Source organism: Pedobacter foliorum (assembly GCF_013266735.1).
Taxonomy (GTDB): domain Bacteria; phylum Bacteroidota; class Bacteroidia; order Sphingobacteriales; family Sphingobacteriaceae; genus Pedobacter; species Pedobacter foliorum.
Map to the genome: position 1 here is coordinate 239,329 of NZ_JABSNU010000001.1, position 23,834 is coordinate 263,162.

A 23,834-nucleotide genomic window follows, 5' to 3' on the forward strand; every position below is an offset into this window, starting at 1 on the left:
GCGTAAATATTAATAGTGTTAAAAAGAAATAAATAATATATTTTTAAGTAGATATAGAACCAAATGGAAAACTCAATAGCCAACAACAACGCTAACCGATTGCGCTCTCTTGATTTTATGAGAGGATTAGTGATGGTTTTACTTACACTTGAGACTGCAGAACTCTATCCCCACATCAGAGCGTGTATTACAGATAAAGAAAGCTTTGGTTTTAAGATCATTTCTCAGTTTTTCCATAATCATTGGGTTGGACTTCACTTATGGGATTTAATTCAACCTGCATTTATGTTTATGGCAGGGGTTTCTATGGCCTATTCCTTAACAAGTCAAACAGCAAATGGGGTTGGTTGGAACCAGCAGTTAATTAAAGTCCTAAAAAGATGTGGACTATTGTTGTTTTTTGGTGTGTTCAAAAGAATACATGACCCAAACTGGCTGTCTCTTGAAGCATTAGATGTTACCGATATTCTTACTCAATTGGCTTTCACTACATTAATTGCCTTCTTGCTATTCAACCTGAAGTCTAGGGTCCAAATATTTGCATGCGTCGGCCTCCTAGTTTTAACCGAGCTTTTGTATCGCTATAATCCGGTAGACGGGTATAATCAGGCTTTTGTTGACGGAAAGAACTTCGGTGATTACATGGATTTGATTCTATTTGGACAGCATACCCATGGCTATGTGTTCATCAATTGGCTGCCAACAGCTGTTCACACCATAGCCGGAACAATAGTGGGTAAAATGTTTATTCAGAATAGAAATCAATTGAAGTATTTGGTGGTGGTTGGAACCATTTCCCTTATCATAGGCTATGGTATGAGTGCAGTTAATATTACCCCAATAATTAAACCGATAGCTACCAGTTCATTTATGCTGGCTTCACTGGGTTTCTGTATGTTGGCATTGGCTTTAAGTTACTGGTGGATAGATGTAGAACTGAATCGTAAGGGGCTGCTGCTTTTTCAGGTGGTAGGAATGAACTCTATATTCGTTTACCTATTTTGTGATACTGTAGGGAAGCATTGGCTCAACGAGTACGTTGAGATCATTACCACGCCTCTTTTTAAATTAACCGGACTGGGAGACAACCTTATTATGGTGCTGGTTTCCCTTTCCATATTTGCTGCTGAATGGGGAGTATTCTATTTCCTGTATAAGAAAAAGATCTTCTTTAAATTGTAGTATTGGTCAATAGGCTAATCAAGGATGCTATATGTCTTTTTAAGCCCTTTTGCCGTTTTGTTTAACTCCTGATCACTTAATGGACGATCATACAGCAGAAACCTTGAAATCTCACCAATAAAGGATTCTGTACCCGGATGTTCAATGGCATCACGTTCCTGGCCAATAGAAAGTTTGGAGGAGTTAGCCATTTTATTAACAGGGAAGGGCTGCGTAACAACCGGTAAAATGCCGTTGTTTAAATATAAAGAAAGCATAACAGTGTCAGTTCCTTTACCCATTCTGCCCATTAAAAGGTAGTATTTGTCTTGTTCAAGTATTGCGCTGGCAGTAACGTGCGGGTTGTTATTGTCCCAGCGCCCAAATGTTACCCCATTTCTACTGCCCATCCAAATGCTATTGTTGTCATTAAGCCCTCCCCAAATACCTTCGTAATTTTCGCCATTCTTTAAATTTCCAAAAAAGGAATTTACATCTTTCAGCTCACCAGATTGTTTTCCTGCCTTTAAAACACAAAACCAGGTGTACCCATTTCCGGTAAGTAAATGGTCAAATGCGTCTTCATCATGCGCAACAAGCTCTTGTTTGTTAAAAACAATTGTGTTATGCCCGTTTAATTCCGATAGTTTATTTTTTAAAGAAGGCATGCCCGAACCTTTAACTTTTCGCCCTTCATCTCTTTTTACAAATTCCTTTACTGCAGGTGTTGAGGCCTGATTTATCCATTTCTCAACCCTGTTGTCATTATTGGCGACAACCCCTTTATCTGCATCCAAATCAACAATCAATCCCTTTTGAAGAATCTTTGCAGATGAATCGACCAATACGAATCCGCATAAGACCGATCCCAGTAACAATAGAATGAAAGCTATTTTGTTCATTGTGCTAAGGTGTTTTAAATTAAAGATTTAAATCCTGCATCAAGATAAATATTTAATCAATCAGATTCTTATTTAGATAGTTTTTCCGGAAAACCAAGTAGGCTATTGGCACAAAAACAGTGGGTATCACCCAGGTTACCCTATAAATGATTATAAGAAATACCAGGTTAAACAGTACAAAGATCCATATCAGATACCTTTTCATATTTAAGCCAATCCAGTAAAGTAAACTTCTAAATAAGATCATTGTGCTAAAACCCTGCATAAGAAGCTTAAATGAATCAATCCCGAAAGCACTAACAAACCACAGCACCTCAGGGAGCATTAATATAAAATAGTTTAAAAAAGAGCCTAAAAACTGCCTGGTTATACTGAAAGGGAAATTCCTGGAGAAATAAAGATACTTCTCGTTAAAGCGAAACTCGTTGTAGATAAGTAACGTATGCGCTGTTACAATCATTAATACCACTAAACTTGGAACGGTAGAACCATCTTTAATATCTGAGAAAACTGCAAATACACCAATAATCAGTACCCATGAAATAGCTTTGGTTACCAGGTAAGTGATCTTAAGTTTATCAAAAACAAAGAGTGTATACAAAAGAAAAAATGGCTTATTCCATTTTCTTATCAGCCTCATAAGCAGGCTTGAATTATCAATGTCTATTAGTTTATTTGAGAGCCTGATGTATATCCAGACGCTTAAAATTAACAGCAGAAACAGGTAAAGTAAAATAGCAACAGGTATAATGTAATGACCATAATTAAAGCCGATTATGCTTGCAAACAAAGCGTAGGCTATCAATGGCAGAAGTATGCTAAACTGTACATAGAACCAGCTTTTAAACTGCTGCCATTTATTGAATGATGAAGCGCTATGGTATAGAAATTCATTATTCCTGTTTGCCAATTGCGTGGCAACATATTGCCAGCTTTTTACGGCATAAATCAAAGCAGCCAGACAGAAAAAACCCATGATCACCGGGCTGCTTACCAGCGATAGTGTAATCATCAAATTCCAAAAGGTAAAAGCCCATGTAGGAACACTGCCCAGTGTATTGATGAAAAAACAGTAGCACAGTATTGTGCCGAATAAGAAGATCAGTATTCCAGAGTGCATCCGATAGAAACCGGAAGAGAATATCTTCATCAATACATTGGTCAATGCTGATTGCCTCATTGCTCCACTGTAAGTGTTTGTTGATCTACCAGTAGTATCCTGGATTTTACTAAAAGCTCTTCATTTAGGGCTTGGTGAGAGGACAAAAGGAAAGTGGTGCTTTCTTCCTCATGCTTTTTCAATATCCACTGGCATAATATGGATAAAGACTCCGTGTCAATCGTAATCAAGGGTTCATCAAGCAGAATTACTTTAGGCTTTCCTAAAAAAGCAAGCACCAAAGAAAGCTTTTTAAGCATCCCACTCGAATAAGAGCCTACCGCATTGCTCAGGTAACTCGCCATTTTCATACTTTCAATGAAATAGGATTCTTGACCAGGGGAGGCTTGTTTTGCTTTTGCAAACAAAGCTATCATTTCCCAGCCCGTCAAAAACTCAGGATAAATAGGTTCGGCATCGGCAAAGTTTACCATTTTTCTATAGGCAACACCATCCTTTTTTACGCTCACATTGTTCAGTAATATTTCGCCCTCAAAGAAGAGGAATCCGCCAATAGACTTTAGTAAAGTACTCTTTCCGGATCCATTAACTCCCTTAATCCAATAGATGCCAGATTCAATTGCCAATCGATCTATCTCTAAAATAGGATGATAGCCATATGATTTTCGGAAGTTGTTAAATTGAAGCATTCAGCATAATGGTTATTGTTAATTGAAATTTAGAAACCACAAACAAATAAATGTTACATTTTAATTACACGTTGTTTCCTAATCACTACCTTTGCCGTAATTATGTTCAGAGGCCTCATTGCTTTTTCTCTAATCTTTATGATGCTGACTGCTAATTTTAGCAGATTCTTCATATATGCAGGATTTGAGCTGAACAAAAATTACATTGCATCTGAACTTTGTGAGAATAGAGATAAGCCGGCAATGCACTGTAATGGCAAGTGTTACCTGATGAAGAAGCTTAAGCAGGCCGAAGAAAAGGAAAAGAATCAAAGCCGCGCCGCTCAAAAAGTCCATTTCCAGGAAGCATTAATTGCTAATAAATCAAATTTCAACTTTTTACCCCAACTAATTAAAGTTCTTAAACCGATAGAGTTACCCTTTGCACTTCCAAGGTACTCCGGCACCATATTCCATCCGCCTCAGGCCTAGCTTAAACGCAAAACAGAATGCGCTATTCTGATATTTTCATGGAATAACAATTATACTTTAATTTTTTATAATGCACCTATTCAGATACTTATATATATCTATAGGGTTGGTTATGATATTTATTCATACCCAAGCCCAAACACAGCCTGTTAAAGGCCATATCTACGACTCTCAAACACGCCAGCCATTGGCAGGTGTTATTTTAACAACAAACACAGCCCAACAAGTGGGCAAGTCAGATGCAAAAGGATACTTTGAAATCAGCAGCGAACAACCAGACGGACAAGTAAAAGCAACTTTACCTGGATATAAATCACAGCTCATTAAAATCAATGCTGATCAAAACGAGCTTAATGTTCAATTAGAAGCTGATGGAGTAAGCCTAAATGAAGTTAGGGTTGCCGGTTATAGTGAGAACAAAACCAGCAAAGAAACTGCAGGAGGAATCTCTCTAATAACTTCAAGAGACATTAACCGCGGCAGCGGAGTTTCATTACAGTCTGCTTTTAATTCAATCCCGGGGATCCGGATGGATCAAAGTACGCTTTCAGAAGCTCGTATTTCAATCAGAGGAAACGGTGTGCGTGCATCTTATGGCATTCGTAACGTAAAGATTTATGTCAATGAAATCCCGGTTACAGAGGCCGATGGTACTACCCGAATAGAAGCGCTGGATGTAAACAGTATCGGTAGAGCAGAGGTGATAAAAGGGCCTGCATCAAGTATATATGGCGCTGGAACTGCAGGGGTTATCAACTTCCAATTGCAACGGTCGCCATACCAGGAACAAAGCATAGAAGCATCAGCACTTGTTGGTTCCTATGGCTTACATCGTTTAGCCACCACGTACAGAAGTGGTGGAGATAAGGTGAACAGCTATGTATCTTATGGCTGGCAGGAATACGATGGTTACCGCGATCATAGTAAAGATATGCGTAGATTTTTAACGGGTAACTTTCAGCTTTTTCCAAGCGACAAGCGTATCATTACCTTAATGCTGAACAGAACCACGCAGTATTCTCAAATTCCAGGATCATTAACACTGGATCAGGTTAATGAAAATCCAAAGCAAGCAAACGCTACGAATCTTGATAAAGCTGCCGGCCGATATCAAAACTGGACAAGGGTAGGTCTTGGTCAGCAATATCGCTTCAATGATCAGTTCTCTAACAATACCAGCGTTTTCACCTATTTCTATGATTTGAACCACCCGCTTCCTTATGCTTACATCCGTAACACCTATCAGAGCTACGGCGGTAGAACCCGCTTTGCTTACGATCCGGGTTTTAGTGCTTTGCCTACGCGTTTTACAGTTGGAGCAGAATACAATAGTGGCTTAACCAAAGGAACTCAATACGTAAACAACAAAGGTAATGAGGGTGCAATTAATTCGAATATTGACTATCAGAATACTCAGTACTCCTTGTTTTATCAGTCTGAAACAGAGCTAGCTACAAAGACTACCTTAACTCTGGGTATCAGTTACAATAGCCTTAATTACGATGTTCAGGATTACCTGAAACAAAATCAGAGTGGCGTAAAGAAGTTTGATCCTCAAGCCACTCCGCGCATTGCCCTTAGTCATACTTTTAGTGACGCACTTAGTTTACACGCAAGTGTAAGTTCAGGTTTCTCGCCTCCTTCAAGTTCCGAAATCAAGAATGTAGATGGCTCTATCAATCCAAATCTGCAAGCAGAAAAAGGAATGAACTATGAGTTCAATGCAAAAGGTAACCTGCTGAGATCTCGTTTGGAGTATGATCTTGCTTTCTTTAAAATGGACATGAAGGGCGAGCTAATCGCCCAATCTATACAACAAGGCATTACCATTTACAATAACTCAGGTAAAACAAGCCATAATGGGGTAGAGTTGTCTTTATCATATCAGCTATTCAAACCTGAAGATGACAGCCGGATACTAAGCTTACGTCCATTTGTAGCAATAACTTATTCCGATTTTAAGTTTAAAGACTATAAAACGTTAAATGCTAAAAATGAAGTAACCGCTACATACGATGGAAATGAGCTTACAGGAATTGCACCATGGATGGTAAATGCAGGTATAGACTTGGAAACCAAAAGCGGCTTATACTTCTATGGAAGCTATTTTTACAGCGATAAACTACCATTAAATGATGCAAATATAAACTACAACCCTGCTTACAGCGTAGTAAATGCAAAGTTGGGCTATAAAAAACAAGTAGTTAACCATCTGGAAGTAAACGCTTATGCCGGTCTTGACAATATCCTGAATAAAAGCTACAGTTCCATTGTTTCATTAAACGCTGCAAGCTTTAATGGTAGTCAACCTGCTTATTTCAACCCATCTCCAAAACGAAATGGATATGGAGGTTTAAATATCAAATATTTATTCTAATGAATATGAAAAGAACAATAGCAATACTGCTTGTAGGAATTATCTTTCTCACCGCATGTAAAGAGAAACCAGCTACAATTGGTACCTTAAATACCCAAGGGGTAGCTGTAGGCTCATACCTGACACAGGACAATAAAGGCAATCCGGTGCTTTGCTGGTCTGAACAAGATGGTAAAGACGCTCTTTACCGCTTAAAATATGCTATTTACAACCAGAAAACCAATACGTTTGAAAACCAAGTTACTGTTCCCGCTTCTAGCGGGATCAGTACATCGGCAGAGAGCATGGGCAAAGTTGCCTTTAAGGCCGATGGAACAGTGATCGCAGTGTATTCAAAAAGGTTCTTAAATGAAAAGAACCCTTACGCAGGAGCTATTTATTACAGTTCATCAGCAGATAATGGGAAAACCTGGTCTTCATCTCAGTTTTTGCACTCAGATACAAGTCACAATTACGGGCGTAGCTTTTTCGACATCACTACTTTAAAAGATGGCGAAATTGCTGCTGTGTGGCTTGATGGACGTTACGGTAAAAGCATCAAAGGTTCGGCATTATTCTTTAATAAAACGATTAAAGGCAAGGGCTTCGGTGTAGATAGCTGTCTTGAAAAGGGTACTTGCGAGTGTTGCAGAACCGAAATCCTTGCAGACAACACAGGCAATATCCACTTAGCTTACAGGAATATCACTATGCCTACAGGCCTGGCAGATAAACAAGTTCGCGATATGGGCTATAAAGTATCAACTGATAATGGAAAAACGTTTAGTGCTGTAAAAACCATTAGCAACGACAATTGGGAAATCGATGGTTGTCCGCACTCAGGCCCTTCACTTGCCGTTACAAAAGATGGCGTAAATGCAGTTTGGTTTACCGCCGGGGGAGGTTCGGGCATTTACTATGCATCACTCAACAAGAATACAAATTTCGATAAGCGCAGGTTAATTACTGCACACGGCAAACACCCACAGTTAATTGCGCTTGCAAACAACCAATTAATTATGGTTTGCGAAGAATTGAATGAGGAGCCGGCAGCAGAACCAATGAAAATGAACCATTCACATGGAGGCGGAGGAATGAAAATGAGTCATGAACCTGCAGCGAACGCCAAAATAATACTTACCAACTTAAGTAAAAACAAAACTACCGCTCTTACGGATGGCCAGCAGCCAGATCATCATGCAGTAATTACCACCCTAAAGGACGGGGCCTTAATAGCATGGGTAAGAGAAAACAATGGACGATCGGAGATCTGTTACACTAATATAAAAGCGAATTAACAGCTTATTTATCAACTTCTAAAAGGGCTTCTTTGAGCCCTTTTATTACTGAATCAGAATTGCCCCAACTGGCAAATTTAATGGTGTGGTTTTGATCTGCGACCAGCATGATAGGCATGTTTTCTGTTTGGTAAGCTTTAGTAACAGCACCCGCGTCTACAAACAGCTGATTGTAAAAGATTGGCGTTTGCTTTAATCCATCAGCAACGCTATTTACCGTTTCATAGGAAATTAACAGAACTTCTAAACCTTTAGGATTCTTAATTGATCTGATGAGTTCATTAACCTTGTCATAGTTATTGGTACTAAAACAACCGGGGTGCCAAAAAATCATCAGTATTGACTTTTGAGTTAAAGCTTCAATATTGGTTTTCTTAGCCAATGGATCCAGGTTTAAAGTAGTTCCAACCTGTAGTTTTGGACTAGGTGGGCGCAAGGCTATTTTGGTAAGTTCATATTGTTCCGCCTCTTTAACAAGGTCTCTTTTCTGAATAACCCTTCTCATCAGACTATCTGAATTCTTTTTCATTAAAACAATCCGATACTTTTCTCCTTTAAGCATATCGGCTACTTTCAAAGAATCGACTTTATTTCCTTCTTCATCATATACAATTCCACTTTGATCGATCATTTTATTCAAATCTGCACCATTCATAGTCACTATTCCAGAAGTAGTTTTTTGGGTAGTTTGTGCCGTAACAATCGTAGAAGCACATATTAGCAGAGAAAAGAGGAGCGTTGTTTTCATTTTAGACATCATTGGTTACCCTAATTTAACTTATATTAATCAGAAATCGAGCAATTATTTCCTTGTATTGGGTAATTCACAAGAATATTACGGCTTGAAACCCACATAAAGCCCCTTCTCGGCATTGGTATGCTATTTGTCTAGGTGCAGTACACAATTAAACCTATTTTTACCCTTATTGTCTCAATGTAATTCAATGAAAATAACATACACACAAAGTCAATCCCGAAAGATTCTCCTTGCTTTTCTGGCTATTGTAATTGTTTTGGCAGTAGCAGCACTTTTTGTCCGAAACACCATATCACATAAATTAGAGAACATCGTAAAACAGGCCGATAATGTAGAAGTCGACGGTTCCAAGCCCCAGCAGATACTTTTGCTTTTACATCAGGCTGAAGACGATTTTCAAGAATCCTTGCTCAATGTAAAGAGTACTAAAAGTGTAGACTATAAAGCTAAATTGTCTAAAGCTTTCGACGAAATAGATGTATTGTTAAAAAGAACTACTGATACGCTTAACTTAACACCAGATCAGAGTACGAAGGTGAAAGAGTGGTACAATAAGAAATTAATCCTTTCTGATAAACTCTATTCTGTTAAACATAATTTCGATTCACTTCTTACTGTGTACGCTCAGTTTGCTGCTGAGGATGGAAAAGTTGAACCAAAGATAGTTACCACTATAAAATCTGATAAGAAGATAAAAAGCAAAACTGATACTGTTCGCAAAGAAGTTATTGTACAGAAAAAAGGTTTGTTTTCGAGATTAAAAGATGCGATTTCCAATAAAACTAACGGTTCCGGGCCTAAAGAAGTAGTTGAAATTAACCATCGACAGGTAACCGATAATTCTGCAATTGCAACAAGTAAAGAGTCTGCAAAAACCAGGGCAATCTATCTCAATAAATTACAGCAGCTGCAAGACAGAAATGTGAAGATGCTTACCATGCAACGTGAGTTATTAAATCTTAACGATCATATTACCACAGAACTCGAAAATATAATTAGCGACGTTAAAACACTTAATTATAAGATGGCCGATGAGTTTAAAGCCATGGCCTTTAAAAGTTATCAGGAGTCTACCGGATTGCTGAATAGGTTATATCTGGCGGCGCTTTTCTTGGTATTGGTTTTTGCTACCTTGCTCATTGTGTTTATTATCAAGCTAAACGAATCTGAAGTACAGCTCCGCAAAGAAAACGAAAGGGCAGTTACCATAGCACAACAGAAGATGGACCTTTTGTTACACATGAGCCATGAGATAAGAAACCCACTAACCGCTATAAAAGGCTTCCTTTATATTTTTAGTCAAACGGAATTGTCTAAACGTCAATCTGATATGCTGGATTCTATCCGCTTGTCATCAGATATGTTATTGGGTACTTTAAACGATACACTAGACGCCGCTAAGATGGAAAACAGTGAGTTTAAGTTTAATAACGACCCCTTTAACCCCAATTTTGTACTTACCGGTTTAATAGAGAACATGGAGTTTAGTGCCATTAAGAAGAAGCTAAACCTACATTACGAATTCGAGGGAGATAAAGAAGCAATATTACTTGGCGATAGTTTTAGGCTAAAGCAAATTATGATTAACCTGCTGAGCAACGCCATAAAATACACCAAAGAAGGAGAAATTAAGGTGCGTGCCAGTTTAGTCAGGGTAAATGACCAACCAAGATTAACAGTAGACATTGCAGATACCGGAGCGGGGATCAGTGCAGATCAGCAGGTTAATCTGTTCTCTAAGTACTACCAAACCAGCTCTTCTAAAGGCAAAACCGGCACAGGACTAGGATTGTACATTTGCAAGCAATTTGTAGAGCTTCAGGGAGGTAAAATAAGTGTAAAAAGCACTGAAGGAGAAGGTAGCGTATTTTCATTCTATATTCCATATTCAGAAAACAATGAAAAGGGTGAGTCAGTAAAGAAACAAGAAATAGAAGATCCGCTTTCATTGCTGAATGGAATAAGTATTCTGGCCGTTGATGACAATGAGCTTAATCTGAAATTCCTTAAAATGATGACGCAGAAATGGAATGTCAAATTCTTTAGTGCATCAAATGGCCTGGATGCATTGGATATTTTGGCGAAAGAAAAAGTGACAGTAGTGCTAACAGATATTCAAATGCCGGAAATGGATGGATATGAACTTTTAAAGTCTATTAAGAAATTGCCTGCACCATTAAATCAACTACCAGTAATAGTAATTAGCGCCAGTCCGGAAGAGTTTGAAATGAATAAGGTTTTAACCAAAGGGTTTTCAGGTGTGGTCAGTAAGCCGTTTGTGGAATCCGGTTTAATTGAAGAAATAGCGAAAGCTTTGAAAAGATAAGGATGATGAGGGGTTGGGATGAGAAAGGGGAGTGGGAATCATTAGGGTTATAGGAAATAGCGGTGAGATATTACCTCACCGCTATCCCGCTGCTATCTAACCACGTCATGCTGAGAGCCTAGCATTAGAAAAAATACAAAAAAGTAGTAATGACAATTTTGTATACTCAGTCGTCATCCTGAATTTATTTTGCTTCGCAGCTTCTTCGAGGTCAGGACCCCGCAAGAGAAAGGAAGCCTCGCTGGTGCGAGATACCGCTCTTCAGCGGCATGACGACCGCTATATACAACGAGCAGAATAACCTCTTTGTCATTGGTAATTTATTTCAGCATCCCTCAAGTGAAAGAAAACCCTGCTAGTCTTACTCGTGTTTACCGTTACCTCTAGATTCTTTGTTATTACCCCTAGATTCGTTCCCATTACCTCTAGACTCTCTGTTGTTACCTTTGGCTTCACGATGTTTGTTATTGCCATTGCCCTCACGATATTTGTTGTTAGCAGGTCTGGCCTGTCTTGCACTTCTGCTATCTCTAAGTACTATTTGTTTTCCTTTATAACCTTTGTATTTACCATATTCTTTAACATGAACTTTATGCGATAAATAAGGTTTAGGCGAGTTAATTACAACCTTGTAACTGTTGTACAAATCATAATTTCTGTACCTCGATGGCAAGTTTCTATTGAATACCCAATTTCCATTGTTTAAATAAATGTATTGTTTACTAGGCACATTGTAATAAGCATCTATATCAGGTAGATAATAATAATCAACATGATCATAGCCAGCCGGTCCCCATTGAGGTTGAGAGCCTATATTTATATTTACGCTAACCTGAGCTTTAGTATTTATGCTGCTTAACGAAGCTACTCCGAAAACTACAGCTAAAAGGATTCTTTTCATTTGTTGTGTGTTTTATTTGATAGCAATAGAACAATGCACGTGCCGTATAATCTGGCAGTTACTGGCAGGTCTGCGAGATCAGGCAATTTACCGACCAGTAGCAAAAATATATCGACAGAACCCTATATTAGAGTGATATTCTTAAAACTGGAAAAATCAAATGAGAACTCGCACACTAACCCTGGTGTTTTTACTATTTGCTGCTATGGCTAATGCCCAATCAACCTATGTGAGGTTGGTTACCAATAAAGGCAACATCACGTTGCTTTTGTACGACGAAACGCCAAAGCACCGAGATATGTTTCTGCAAACCATAAAGAAAGGCCTTTACAACAATGCTCAATTCAATCGTGTCATTAAATCCTTCGTTAGCCAGGGAGGAGAACTTGATGAGACTATTCTGGATAGAGAAAAGCAGCATCCCGAAATACCAATACAACGCTTAGCTGCCGAAATAAAGCCAGCCTTGTTTCATAAAAAAGGGGCTCTTGGTGCTGGCAGAAACGATAATCCTGAAAAGAGTTCATATTTAACGCAAATGTACCTTGTGGTAGGCAAATCTCAAACAGATGAACAGCTTGATGCTTTAGAAATGAAAAAGGGAACTAAATTCTCATCATCTCAGCGAGCTACCTATAAAACAATCGGCGGAACACCCCATTTAGATAATGATTATACAGTTTTTGGAGAGATAGTAGAAGGAATGGAAGTAGCTGATGCAATAAATTCAGTTAAAACCGACAAGAATGATCTTCCCTTAGAACCTGTAACCTTTAAGCCAGTTATTCTATCGAAAAAACAAGCTGCTAAGTTTAAAGCAGTAAAACATTAATGATAAACTTACCAAACAAAATATCCTTATGAAAATAGCGCTCTTAACTACTTTGCTACTACTGTTAAACTTCCAGAAACCGACAATCGATAATGATAAAAGCAGATGGAAGCCTTATTATGTTGATACCGCACCAACAGAAGTAGCCAACAACTGGTTACTGCCATTTGATGTAACCAATAGAAAAGATATAAAGCAAATCAAAATCATCAGCATATTTGGGGATCATAGGGATAGTTTTTACAAAGGACACATCCATACCGCAATAGATATTAACCCGGCAAAATCTAAGACGGAACTAGTAAGCGTTTATGCTATGGCAAAGGGCGTGGTATGTTCAGTGCATTTGGCCGAAAACCAAAAAACAATTGTAGTAAAACACAAGCTGGCCGATGGAAAAATTATGTTTACATCATACAAACACTTAAAAGAGATATACGTAATACAAGGTCAGCAGATCAATGAAAACACAAAGCTAGCCCGTTTGTTTACAAAGCAAGAGTCGAAAAAGTATGGGGGAGACTATCATCATCTTCATCTCGAAATTCGCAAAAGTTTTGATGATTATGGTTGTGCCAGCTGGTTAACTATGGATCAAAAACAACTCGATCAGCGTTTTTATAATCCGTTAACTTTTCTAAAAACAAAATTAAGAAGTTAGCCCGGCAGTTGTTATATTTAATAGTAGTTAGTCACAGCCGGTAGCTACGTTCTACTGTTGGCTATTTAGATTGTGGTTATTTAAACCTTAAGGATAGTTGTTTAAATTTTAATGGTGTTTATTTAAGTAAATTGTATGGATGCACATGAGTTAAGAATCGGAAATATTATTGGGCACAAAGACGGAAGCTGGTTTGTTGTAACGGAAGATCAATTTAAAAGCCCAAAATTCTGGGAGTCTTTTCATGGTTCCTATCAGGGAGTACCCATAAATGAATACTGGGCATCATCCCTGGGCCTGCAAGTTAAACTAAGTTCTTTTATAACCTATATAGAAGATAGCCAAGGTCAAAGCAACGAGTTCAATTTATTAAACTCAGTTGATGAAAATAACCGTGAGATCTGGATTGTACAGTACAATGAGCAGCCTTTAAAAAGAGTGCAGTATGTACATCAAATCCAGAACCTGTTTTTTGCAATCAGTGATTACGAGCTAACTTTAGCGTTGTAAGGGGGTGTTTTAGTAGCATGATGGAGCCATCTTAAGCGCAGAACTGATTTAAATGGTGATTTAGGTGCTTATAAAACATGTTATTCCACTCAGCTGTTGTAAGTACGCCAAATGAATGCGATTCCTTATTGTTGAAATGACTTTCTCCTAATTGCTGTGTTTTTTCGATATAGCTAATTAAGCGTGCTTTTTCAGTTTCAAACACTCGAGGGTCGGTAATCAAAAACTGAGGAGCGGTAGCACCATTTTTACCATAAGGTTTTTCATTTACCACCTTATTTTTGATCATCAACTTTAATATAAATTTCAAAAGAGCATTTGGTTGTTTATGAATGTCATCATACACCAATTCGTAAGTTATATTACAATGGGCAAGCATACGCGCCACATCCATTTTCCCCCATTGTGGTTGATTGTCAGGTGTAAGCTTATTGATTCTTGCGATTATTTCATCAGAAACAGGTTTGGTAAAGATATTAGGTAATGCCATTTACAAGGATGTTAATTAAAATTAGTTTGTGGTTTTTCGCCCTTTGCTCATAAAAAAAAAGTCGGTTTATTCATCAGCAATAAGGCGCCATGAAGTTAAATAAAAATACAATCAAGTTAGTTCGAAAAACTAAAACTATCACCATAATCACGGATGTGATCCCTGTAAACAGTATGATAATGCACTTCCGCAGGAAACACTGCGCCAGGCTGACAAATGAATTCAATCCATACCGATGGGCCATCAATTCGCACATAATCAGCCTTATTGATTAGCTTAGGATTGCCTGAATATGCTAGGTAAGTACTGTCGATTTCCGAGCTGTAAGTGGCTATTAATTTTTTTGCTGTAGCATCATCAGCAATCTGAGCCCAAACTTTTATGGCTTCAATTACCATTGCTTTCTGTTGTTTGCTTAGTGTCCCCACTTTTAATCCGGCTTTTACAGCAGGGAATTTACCGTCCGCACCAGGGCCAACCGAAACATCGCCAAATGCAGCACTTAGTTTAGCGCTTTGTAATTGCTCTGAATTTAATGCGGCAATCATAGCTACCAAACTATCATGGTTGGCTTTAAGCGGAGCGTAAGTTACTCCGTTTGCAGTAAAGGTTTTAGGCTCTAGTCCAATAAAAAGGGGCGAAGCACCTATCACTTTTCCATTGTCAAACGTTAAATTAACTGCCAGATGGTGGCCACCCAGCTGCAATTGCCATTTACCTGTAGCACTTGGTTTACCTAAAAATGCAATAATATAATTACCTGATGAATAGCCGCTACGATTAGTGCCCAGAAAACCATCTGCAGCCAGAATCTGCATAGCCTGATCATATCCTCGGGAAGGAAGTGTGCCCATAGCTGCTTTAACTACTTCTTTAGCATATCCAAGCTGTGTATCTGTTAATGAGCCTAATAAAACTCCAACTCTACACTGCAACCCACATGGTAGATTAGTCCATTTTGTAGCATTCTCTTTAGTGTAACTAATTACCGCTGCTTTCTGCTGGTCAGTATTTAAAGATTCAATAAAGGTATTAGCTGTGCTTAAAACAGTTTTAATAGCGGTCGCTTTGGTATTTAGGCTGCAAACGAAAATGAATAATATAAAGAATACAGCATTTGGTTTTTTCATCTTTTTTTTATCCAAATTAATAAAAATATGAATGAAATACTACACCTGCTTTGGAGGGTGCTGGTGTGAGGCCACAGTGCTTTAACAATGTGTCCACCTTTTTTCTAGAAAAATGTGGACTCAACGTGGACTGACTCTAGCCAAATCCTAGCCAAACTAAAGACCCGAATTGGGTAAATTTCAAGAATTAGCGCGTTAAAATTGGGACGCTGCAGCTTGAAGTTTTTTTGATCTGTTATATAGGAACATTAAGACTAATCCAATCAGAGCATATAGACTTAGAACTATCAAAGATGATAGATTAACCGAAACAGCTATATCCTCTGATTTCATAAAAAGTGTCAAAATAGAAAGTCCGATTCCGGCACCTAAAAAGTATGATGTTGTACCAATGCTCGATCCAAGACCATAATGTTCCTTTGGGATTCCCTGTACCGAAAGCACAGATAAACTGGTATAACACATTGTCATTCCTAGTCCGGTAACAAATGTAGCGGATAAAAGCACCAACGGCAGCGAGTGATTAAACAGCACACTGTTGGTTAAAAATACACCACCAATTAGCATACTCAACATCCCGGCAATACCCAATTGCGAGATCGTTAGTCTTTTAGTTAAAAAAGGTATCCCGAATTTTGCAACTATGGCCGACAATAAACTAAAAGGAACTAGCAATAATCCAGATTTTGCAGCACTCAAATTCATATCTTTTTGGAGAATCAAAGAAACCATAAACAAGAATCCAGTAAAAAAGCCACCTAGAAGTATAAATGCAAGGTTGGCGGTAACTACCGAAGCTGAATTAAATATAGACAAGTTGATTAATGGGGCTGTGAGGCGGGTAAGTCTGTTGTAAAGTACTTTAAGGCATATAATTATTAAAACAACAAGAGAACTAAGTAGACCCAGGTGTTCTTGAAAATCGCCAACGGTATGCACCGCGTAACTAATCATTAACAGCGTGGCAGCAAGCAGCAAACCGGAAATAACATCAGGGGTTCTTTTGTCTCTTTCAGTAACATCGGTTTCGAGATAGAAATAAGCTATAATTACCACAAAAAACAGGATAGGAACATTGATCAGGAAAACCCAATGCCATCCCCATAAAGTGCTGATAATACCCCCAAAAGATAAACCGCTACCTGAACCTATGGCTGCAAAGGAGCTGAAAATACCTATCGCTTTGCTGCGTTCTTTTTCTTCGGTAAAATTGTGAATTACAATAGATAGGGAAGAAGGCATAATCAACGCTGCTGCCAAACCTTGTACGGCTCTAAAAACAGCCAGCATTTCAAAAGATGACGATAGCCCGGCACCTAAAGAGGTTAGCAGAAACAATACGGAGCCAATCATGAATATTTTCTTTTTGCCTAATACATCCGATAACTTACCCCCAATAATAAGGAAGCCTCCATAAAGCAATACATATAAGGTTTGTAGCCATTGTACCTGATCATTGCCAACTTTAAATTGGGCTTGAATAGACGGTATAGTTAAATTGATAATTGCAATATCGAGGGCCTCTACAAAAATAGCCATAGAAGCAATCATCAGGATGATATTCTTTTTTGAAAACATAAGTTAGCTCGTTGTCCTGTCAAAAGTAGAAATAATGAATTCCTGATTCAAATGATAAAAAATAATAAGAACATTTATACTGATATTTGCATTTGTAAAGAACAATAGCGTTTTATGCGCTTTAAATAATGAAGAAAACAGAACAACAGAAATTACCGGAAATCAGTTTAGATGGCAAAGACCACGAAATACTGAAACTTATTGAGTCTAACAGCAAACTTACGGTCAGGGAAATTGCTGCGCAAATTCATTTGAGCCCTACACCAACGCACGACAGAATAAAGCGATTAGAGAAAAGTGGTGTTATTAAGCAGTATTCGGCTATTCTCGACAAGCGTTTGGTTGGCAAAAGAATGATTGTTCTGTGTATGGTTACTTTAAGAGAACATAACAAAAAAGCCGGGGCTGTTTTTGTAAATGCGGTAATGGGCTTTAAAGAGGTGATTGAATGCTACAATATTTCTGGGGACTTTGATTTTATGCTCAAAATTGTTGCTGAAGACATGGAAAGCTATCATACTTTCTTCGTCGATAAATTAACAGAGGTTGAGGGGATAGGCCAAACAAAGAGCGTATTTGTAATGGATGTAATTAAAGAAACCCATAATTTGATGTAGCTTGTGTTAAATAAGCTGATGTTCTTCTGATTGTTGCTGCTCTATAGCATATTGCGACACCTTTTTAAACAGTTCTTTAGGAAGAAATGGCTTTATAATATAGTCGTCGATACCAACAGCTGCAATCTGCGTTTCTATTTCGGTGGCAAGGTTTGCTGTAAGGGCAATTATCGGCTTGGTTACACCTGTTTTTCGCATCTTTTTGGCCGCTTCATAACCATCAAGGATTGGCATTTGCAAATCCATCAGTACAATCCTGTGTCTTGAGTCGTCATATTTATGAAGGGCTTCAAATCCGTTTGAGGCAACATCTATTGTAGCTCCCCAACCTTCAAGATATCGTTGCGCAACAAGAACATTCATTGGGTTGTCTTCTACCAGCAGAATGCAGATTCCTTCAAAAGGTTTCAGGTTTTCATTAACGGGCTCTAAGTTGTAGTTGATTTCATTTATTTCTTCGCCCTTTTCAAAAGTCTGCTCAAAAAAGAATGTAGAACCTTTGCCTTCAACACTTTTTAGATATAAGGTAGAATTTTGCAATTCAAGAATTCGTTTGGATATAGATAGACCAAGTCCAGTACCTCTTGGACCGTTAAATTCCGAAGAACCGGCTTGTTCAAATCTCTCAAAAACCAGCCCTTGGTTTTCTGTTGATATTCCAACTCCGGTGTCTTTTACCTGAATGGCAAGGGTAATTGTGGTTTTGGCTTGAGATACCACAGTAATTGAAACATCTACGGAACCTTTGTCAGTAAATTTAATCGCATTATGTACAAGGTTGGTTATTACCTGAGATGTTCTGGTAGGATCGCCAATTACCTTGTTTTGCAAGGCCTTATCTATGGTTAAATTAAGCGCTAAACCTTTTTCTTTTGCAGCTAGCTCCAAACCCCTAACTACATAGTTGGCTATGGTGGTAACGTCCATCTCAACGTGTTCAATTGATATTTTACCGGCCTCAATTTTATGATAGTCGAGAATATCGTTTACAATAGCCAACAGGTTATTGGCCGAAAATAGCAATACATCAAGGTGTTCTTTCTGATCTTGGGTAGGCTTGCTTTTTAGCAGTAAATGGCTCATTCCTATTACCGCATTGAGCGGTGTCCTTATTTCATGACTCATATTACTTAGGAATTCGCTTTTAGCTTCAAACCCTTCTTCGGCTATTCTTTTGGCATTTTTTAAAGCAAAGGAAACTCTGTGTGACAAGGCTAGAGATTGAAGGAAGAAGAAGGAGATATAACAAATAAAAGTAACCAGTTGATAGGGTGGAATAAGTGTCCAGTAATGAAGTAAAGAGATGGCAAATACCGGAAGCAATGTAAAGGAGCTCATTAAAGTGTAAATTGCACCTGGTCTATTTCGTCTGTATGCCTTAATATATACGTATGGAACATATAGTAAGCTAAACAGCATTACCAGCAGAAAAGGGGTTATCAATTGGGTAAAATACAAGGGAGGTAAGCACAGTGTGGCTAAACTAAATATCCCGCTTATTGTATAAATACCTTTAACCACAAAAGGGCGGATATCTTTGGGGTATAGGTGGAGAGTATAGAGCGAAAACAACGCAATGCCAATAAATAAAGTCAGGTACTCTAATCGAATGGTAAGGTGCCAACTAATGTTAGGTATAATGGAGTGCAGTACATAAGTATCTGTACCTATTATTCTATAACTATAGATCAAAGAAAAGAGGGCAAATAGTATAATGGTTTTATCTCTTTTCCCAAGCAGATACAGTCCGATGAAAAAGAGCCCGCCCATAATCATACAGCCGGTTAGTATAAGATTTATTGAAGCAGATTGTTTTTCATGAAGCAGTACATGATCTCTATCGCCAATTATAAACGGCGATTTCACTCCCGCCTTACTATGTGAAAAATTTGAAACTTGTAGCAATAGACGTAAAGTGTCTATACCGGGGGGCACTACAACTGTGTGACGTTCCCAATAAGGTACGGAACTTTCATTATTTGTACCAACAACTCCATTTGAGGCCTCTAATTTATCATTGACATAGAGCTTGTAGGAGGTGTAAGCTTCGGGAACCGCAAGTAGTAGTGTTTTTCTGTTTTTAGGTAGCAGTACAGTTACCTTATACGTTGCATATCCGAATGATGGATATGATTTTCCATCAATATTTTTAGTCCAGTCATATGGAAAATCGACCAGTACACTGCCTTTAGTTGTGGAATCCTGAGGACTCAAAAGCTTGTTCCAGTAAAATTCCCACTGGTTATTTAATTCTACGCTTTTGGTTAACGATTGATTGGTTAGATCTATTACTGCTTTTGAACTTGGTGGGTGGCTATTATTGGCAGCAAGAGACTGAAAGCAGCCTGTTATAGCTACTGCAAAGATTAGGAGATAAGGTTTTTTAAACCACATTTGAACGTTTGAGCAAATAATTGAGAACAATTGTTATCCTACTATAAAAAAATCCCAGTGTAGAGGTCATAAATATACAAGTTTCAATCTTATCTATTAAACTTATGTGAATATTTGTTTCTCTATTCGATTTGTTACCTTATTTACAGAATTGTATTGTATATATTTATGGTTTAACAATGAACTAATCAGATATAGATTTTTAGTATGGTAAATATAACAGGGGCGGCGGTACTGCATCCTTCGGGCTGTATATTGGGCGAGAGCCCTATGTGGCATAATGAGCGAAATAGCTGCTTTTGGGTAGACATTGAGGGCTGTAGTATTTATGAATACAGCATGCTTAATAAAAGTTGTCGCCAGTACCAATTGTCTCAGCGTGTATCATTAATAGTTAAAAGCAATGTTGCTGATGCGCTTATTTTAGGCATGCAAGGTGGTGTTTCCCGTTTTAATTTAACAACTGAAACCTTATCTTTTATTACCACAGAACTTAATGCAGATTGGAAAACTTACCGATGCAATGATGGCGGTGTTGATAATATGGGCAGGTTTTGGATTAGCACAACTGATTTAAATCATAAAGCAGATGCCGGCGCTCTTTATTGTGTAGATGAAGAGTTTGTGGTTACTGAGAAGCTTGGTAAATTATCCATTTCCAATGGCATGGCGTGGACTGCCGACAACAAACGGCTGTTTCATACCGATAGCGTTTCGAGAGCTATTAAATCTTATTTCTATGATGAGCAGACCGGTGATTTGGAGTTTGAGCGTGTGGCTGTTCAGATTCCCGTTGAAAGTGGAATACCTGATGGTATTGCCCTGGATGCCGAAGGTAAACTCTGGATAGCTTTATGGGGTGGGTATGGTGTTGGCAGGTATGATGTGGATAGTGGCGAAATGTTGTCGTTCATAGACATACCTGCTCCTTATGTTAGCAGTTGTGCGTTTGTTGGCGAGGCTTTAGACCGGTTAATTATTACTACAGCAAAAAAAGAAATGACGGAAAGTGATCTTAATGAATTTCCGCAAAGTGGTCATATATTTATAGTAGAACCCGGTGCAACAGGTCTGCCGGTTTTTAATTGTGCCTTATAATTGATATAATATGGAAAAAAAGCTACGAAGTCAGCAATGGTTTGGTAAAAAAGGTAAAGACGGTTTTATTTATAGAGCCTGGATGAAAAACCAGGGTATTCCTGCTGATGAGTTTCAGGGCAAACCTGTTATTGGTATCTGCAATACATGGTCGGAACTTACCCCATGTAATGCGCATTTTAGAGAGCTTGCCGAATCTGTAAAAAGAGGGGTAATTGAGGCAGGTGGTTTTCCGGTTGAGTTTCCGGTGATGTCGTTAGGCGAAACGCTGATTAAACCGACAGCCATGCTTTATCGCAATTTGGTAAGTATGGATGTTGAAGAATCCATCAGGGCAAACCCTATAGATGGTGTGGTGTTGATGTGTGGATGCGACAAAACAACCCCTGCGCTTGTTATGGGCGCCTGTAGTGTGGATATTCCTGCTATTGTGGTTTCGGGCGGTGCCATGCTGACCGGTAAATTTAAGGGTAAAAGTATAGGCACAAGTGATATCTGGAGGTTTTCTGAGCAGGTAAGATCAGGAATCATGTCCGAAGAGGAACTGAATATGGCTGAAGCCGGGATGTGCAGGAGCAGAGGACATTGCGCCGTGATGGGTACAGCTTCTTCTATGGCGTGTATGGTAGAGTCGTTAGGGCTTTCTTTGCCTGGCAACGCAGCAATACCAGCTGCTGATGCTTCTAGAAAGGTGCTTGCTCAATACTCTGGTCGGAGGATTGTGGATATGGTTAGGGAGGATTTAAAGCCATCTGACATTTTGGTGCGTAAGGCTTTCGAAAACGCAATAAAGGTAAATGCCGCTATTGGTGGTTCAACCAATTTTGTAATACACTTGTTGGCCATTGCAGGACGAGTAGGTATACCATTGACTATTGATGATTTTGATCGTTACTCTAACGGAATACCGCTTATCGCCAATCTGCAGCCTTCGGGAGCGCATTTTATGGAAGATTTGTATTATGCAGGAGGTTTACCGGCGGTAATGAAAGAGATGGAACGCTTTTTAGAAGGGGAGTGTATTACTGTGAATGGCAGAAGTATAGCTCAGAATTTAGAAAGGGCAGAGACTTTAAATCAAGAAGTTATTGCTTCTGTTGAACAACCATTTAAATTAGATTCTGGTGTGGCGGTATTAAAAGGGAATCTTTGTCCGGAGGGCGCTATTATTAAGCCTTCTGCTGCTGATGCCCGCTTAATGCAGCATACCGGCAAGGCTGTAGTTTTTGAGAACATTGAAGACTATAAGCTTAGAATTGATGATCCGGAGTTGGTTGTTGATGCAGATAGCGTTTTGGTGCTTAAAAACACCGGTCCTAAAGGTTATCCCGGTATGCCAGAGGTTGGCAATATGGGTTTGCCTAAAAAGATGCTCGATTTAGGTGTTACCGATATGGTACGTATATCTGATGGCAGAATGAGTGGTACCGGCTTTGGAACAGTGGTGTTACATGTATCTCCGGAAACTGCCGAAAACGGAACTATTGCCTTGGTTAAGGATGGAGATAGGATTGAACTTGATGTAGCAGGCAGAAAGTTAAGCTTACTGGTATCTGATGAGGAGCTTGATAAGAGACGGGAAGGGCTTGCTGATCCTGTAAATCAGTTTAAGCGGGGATATGCGAGGTTGTATGTAGCGCATGTTGAACAGGCTCATTTAGGTGCTGATTTTGATTTTTTAAAGGGTAACTCAGGGAGTGAAGTATTGCGCGATTCGCATTAGAACTTGTGTTTAATAATTCGCATTAATTAAGAAACTATTATGATGACTTCAACAGCATTTGCAAATAAGACGGTAATTGTAACCGGTGCCGGACAGGGCATCGGATTTGAAATATGTAAGCAGCTGGCATCCAGGGGCGCTACAGTTTTATTGAACGATATAGATGAGCTGCTGGCAAATGAAGCAGCGCACACGATTAAAGAGGCAGGTGGAAATTGTATGGCCTGTGCAGGTGATTCCGGTGACAAGGAATTTATTCAAAGCATGGTTGATCTGGCCGTTCAAACATCTGGCAGTTTGGATGTTGTAATCGCTAATGCAGGTATTACTTTATTTGGAGATTTCTTTACTTATCCTCAGGATTCGTTGTATAAGGTTTTGCATACAAATCTGGGTGGTACGTTTTTTCTGGCTCAGGCAGCAGCTAATCAAATGAAAACTCAGCCTAAAGGTGGTTCCTTGTTGTTTACTTCATCTGTTACCGCGCATCAGGCGCACAAGGATTTAGCTGCATATGGGATGACTAAAGCTGCCCTTGAAATGCTTGCCAAGAATTTGGTATTGGAGCTTTCTCCTTTTAGGATAAATGTAAATACGATTGCGCCCGGTGCAACGTTAACCGAGCGCACTTTGGATGATCCGAATTATGAAGCGGTATGGTCCAGGATTACCCCAATGGGCAGTCCGGCTAAAACTATTGATATTGCCAATGCAGCTTTGTTTTTAGTGTCTGATGGCGCAAAACATATAACAGGGCAGAGCTTGGTAATTGACGGGGGCTGGAGCGCGATAAGTCCTTCGCCCACTGAAGTTTAATGCC

At 38.9% G+C, this 23,834-nt stretch carries 21 protein-coding genes; 12 read left to right on the plus strand and 9 right to left on the minus strand.

Annotated features, from left to right (window positions below; genetic code table 11):
- The first annotated feature begins 63 nt into the window (after window positions 1–63).
- Window positions 64–1,182, plus strand: a complete 1,119-nt coding sequence (locus HQN83_RS01075; RefSeq protein WP_217277284.1) for an acyltransferase family protein — start codon at window positions 64–66, stop codon at window positions 1,180–1,182.
- A 14-nt stretch (window positions 1,183–1,196) separates the two neighbouring features.
- Here the strand turns inward: HQN83_RS01075 and HQN83_RS01080 are convergent, their stop codons facing one another.
- The 3 genes from HQN83_RS01080 to HQN83_RS01090 are packed head-to-tail and all read right to left on the minus strand — an operon-like array spanning window position 1,197 to window position 3,872.
- Entirely contained in the window at window positions 1,197–2,063 is an 867-nt protein-coding gene (locus tag HQN83_RS01080) for a LamG domain-containing protein (protein ID WP_173087730.1), read from the minus strand.
- Between the two features lie 52 nt (window positions 2,064–2,115).
- The gene (locus tag HQN83_RS01085; RefSeq protein WP_173087732.1) at window positions 2,116–3,243 is read right to left on the minus strand and encodes a hypothetical protein; all 1,128 of its coding nucleotides are present in this window, start codon (window positions 3,241–3,243) and stop codon (window positions 2,116–2,118) included.
- The gene (locus HQN83_RS01090) at window positions 3,240–3,872 is read right to left on the minus strand and encodes an ABC transporter ATP-binding protein (RefSeq protein ID WP_173087734.1); all 633 of its coding nucleotides are present in this window, start codon (window positions 3,870–3,872) and stop codon (window positions 3,240–3,242) included. The genes HQN83_RS01085 and HQN83_RS01090 overlap by 4 nt, the downstream gene beginning before the upstream one ends.
- A 102-nt stretch (window positions 3,873–3,974) precedes the next feature.
- On the opposite strand from HQN83_RS01090, the gene HQN83_RS01095 reads away from it, so the two are divergent.
- The 3 genes from HQN83_RS01095 to HQN83_RS01105 all read left to right on the plus strand — a co-directional run bounded on the left by HQN83_RS01095 (window position 3,975) and on the right by HQN83_RS01105 (window position 7,997).
- On the plus strand, window positions 3,975–4,343 hold the full coding sequence (locus HQN83_RS01095; protein WP_173087736.1) for a hypothetical protein: 369 nt from the start codon (window positions 3,975–3,977) through the stop codon (window positions 4,341–4,343).
- 112 nt (window positions 4,344–4,455) lie between these two features.
- Window positions 4,456–6,720 (plus strand): TonB-dependent receptor, encoded by a 2,265-nt coding sequence (locus tag HQN83_RS01100; protein WP_173087738.1) that lies wholly within the window; start codon window positions 4,456–4,458, stop codon window positions 6,718–6,720.
- Between the two features lie 5 nt (window positions 6,721–6,725).
- Complete coding sequence (locus HQN83_RS01105; protein WP_173087740.1) at window positions 6,726–7,997, plus strand: sialidase family protein; 1,272 nt, start codon at window positions 6,726–6,728, stop codon at window positions 7,995–7,997.
- A gap of 4 nt (window positions 7,998–8,001) precedes the next feature.
- On the opposite strand, the gene HQN83_RS01110 is transcribed toward HQN83_RS01105, so the two are convergent.
- Complete coding sequence (locus HQN83_RS01110) at window positions 8,002–8,745, minus strand: hypothetical protein (protein ID WP_173087742.1); 744 nt, start codon at window positions 8,743–8,745, stop codon at window positions 8,002–8,004.
- Window positions 8,746–8,941: 196 nt separating this feature from the next.
- Between HQN83_RS01110 and HQN83_RS01115 the strand changes: the two genes are divergently transcribed.
- Window positions 8,942–11,080, plus strand: a complete 2,139-nt coding sequence (locus HQN83_RS01115) for a hybrid sensor histidine kinase/response regulator (protein ID WP_173087744.1) — start codon at window positions 8,942–8,944, stop codon at window positions 11,078–11,080.
- A gap of 361 nt (window positions 11,081–11,441) precedes the next feature.
- Here HQN83_RS01115 and HQN83_RS01120 read toward each other — a convergent pair whose 3' ends face one another.
- The gene (locus HQN83_RS01120) at window positions 11,442–11,981 is read right to left on the minus strand and encodes a hypothetical protein (protein ID WP_173087746.1); all 540 of its coding nucleotides are present in this window, start codon (window positions 11,979–11,981) and stop codon (window positions 11,442–11,444) included.
- Window positions 11,982–12,141: 160 nt separating this feature from the next.
- Here HQN83_RS01120 and HQN83_RS01125 point away from each other — a divergent pair, with 160 nt between their 5' ends.
- From HQN83_RS01125 to HQN83_RS01135, 3 genes are all read left to right on the plus strand, one after another.
- A complete protein-coding gene (locus HQN83_RS01125; protein ID WP_173087748.1) occupies window positions 12,142–12,813 on the plus strand; it encodes a peptidylprolyl isomerase in 672 nt (223 codons plus the stop codon).
- Window positions 12,814–12,841: 28 nt separating this feature from the next.
- Entirely contained in the window at window positions 12,842–13,474 is a 633-nt protein-coding gene (locus HQN83_RS01130) for a M23 family metallopeptidase (protein WP_173087750.1), read from the plus strand.
- 135 nt (window positions 13,475–13,609) lie between these two features.
- Window positions 13,610–13,984, plus strand: coding sequence for a hypothetical protein (locus HQN83_RS01135; RefSeq protein ID WP_173087752.1), 375 nt, complete (start codon window positions 13,610–13,612; stop codon window positions 13,982–13,984).
- A gap of 31 nt (window positions 13,985–14,015) precedes the next feature.
- On the opposite strand, the gene HQN83_RS01140 is transcribed toward HQN83_RS01135, so the two are convergent.
- The 3 genes from HQN83_RS01140 to HQN83_RS01150 form a co-directional block, all read right to left on the minus strand.
- On the minus strand, window positions 14,016–14,474 hold the full coding sequence (locus tag HQN83_RS01140) for a DUF1569 domain-containing protein (protein WP_173087754.1): 459 nt from the start codon (window positions 14,472–14,474) through the stop codon (window positions 14,016–14,018).
- 116 nt (window positions 14,475–14,590) lie between these two features.
- Window positions 14,591–15,604 carry a DUF3500 domain-containing protein gene (locus tag HQN83_RS01145; protein WP_173087756.1) on the minus strand — a complete coding sequence of 338 codons (1,014 nt, stop codon included), beginning with the start codon at window positions 15,602–15,604 and terminating at the stop codon, window positions 14,591–14,593.
- 195 nt (window positions 15,605–15,799) lie between these two features.
- Window positions 15,800–17,182: an MFS transporter gene (locus HQN83_RS01150; protein ID WP_173087758.1), complete on the minus strand. Its 1,383-nt coding sequence runs from the start codon at window positions 17,180–17,182 to the stop codon at window positions 15,800–15,802.
- Window positions 17,183–17,310: 128 nt separating this feature from the next.
- Here HQN83_RS01150 and HQN83_RS01155 point away from each other — a divergent pair, with 128 nt between their 5' ends.
- Entirely contained in the window at window positions 17,311–17,799 is a 489-nt protein-coding gene (locus tag HQN83_RS01155) for an Lrp/AsnC family transcriptional regulator (RefSeq protein ID WP_173087760.1), read from the plus strand.
- 6 nt (window positions 17,800–17,805) lie between these two features.
- Here HQN83_RS01155 and HQN83_RS01160 read toward each other — a convergent pair whose 3' ends face one another.
- Complete coding sequence (locus HQN83_RS01160) at window positions 17,806–20,193, minus strand: ATP-binding protein (RefSeq protein WP_173087762.1); 2,388 nt, start codon at window positions 20,191–20,193, stop codon at window positions 17,806–17,808.
- Between the two features lie 207 nt (window positions 20,194–20,400).
- Between HQN83_RS01160 and HQN83_RS01165 the strand changes: the two genes are divergently transcribed.
- Genes HQN83_RS01165 through HQN83_RS01175 form a run of 3 tightly spaced genes read left to right on the plus strand, consistent with a single transcriptional unit; the run spans window position 20,401 to window position 23,830 of the window.
- Window positions 20,401–21,291 (plus strand): SMP-30/gluconolactonase/LRE family protein, encoded by an 891-nt coding sequence (locus tag HQN83_RS01165; RefSeq protein WP_173087764.1) that lies wholly within the window; start codon window positions 20,401–20,403, stop codon window positions 21,289–21,291.
- A gap of 10 nt (window positions 21,292–21,301) precedes the next feature.
- On the plus strand, window positions 21,302–23,014 hold the full coding sequence (locus tag HQN83_RS01170; RefSeq protein ID WP_173087767.1) for an IlvD/Edd family dehydratase: 1,713 nt from the start codon (window positions 21,302–21,304) through the stop codon (window positions 23,012–23,014).
- Between the two features lie 39 nt (window positions 23,015–23,053).
- Window positions 23,054–23,830 (plus strand): SDR family NAD(P)-dependent oxidoreductase, encoded by a 777-nt coding sequence (locus tag HQN83_RS01175; RefSeq protein WP_217277285.1) that lies wholly within the window; start codon window positions 23,054–23,056, stop codon window positions 23,828–23,830.
- The last annotated feature ends 4 nt before the right edge of the window (window positions 23,831–23,834 follow it).